The organism is Opacimonas viscosa (genome assembly GCF_024199005.1).
In the GTDB taxonomy this organism is placed as follows: domain Bacteria; phylum Pseudomonadota; class Gammaproteobacteria; order Enterobacterales; family Alteromonadaceae; genus Opacimonas; species Opacimonas viscosa.
Map to the genome: position 1 here is coordinate 1 of NZ_JANATA010000280.1, position 245 is coordinate 245.

General features: G+C 47.3%; 1 protein-coding gene. It reads left to right on the forward strand.

Translation table 11 applies throughout. The annotated features are described in order from the left end of the window. Positions 1-245, forward strand: a 245-nt coding sequence (locus NLF92_RS13595; protein WP_254102795.1) for a hypothetical protein, incomplete at both ends; no start/stop codon positions are given.

Sequence of the window (245 nt, forward strand, 5' to 3'; positions counted from 1 at the left end):
TAGACGCTGAATTTAAGTTCAAACGCAAAGATGACTTGCGACGTCTGTATCAGATCCACAAAGAAACGGCCAACCCAGCGCACCCGTTTGCCAAGTTTTCCGTTGGTAACCAACAAACGTTCGGGCAATTCACAACGGAAGCTCTGCAAGAAAAGCTAGCTGCGTTTCATACATCACTTTATTGCGCCAGCAATATGACTCTGGTTATTCACTCGCCGTATAGTGTTGGTCAGCTGATGCCCTGG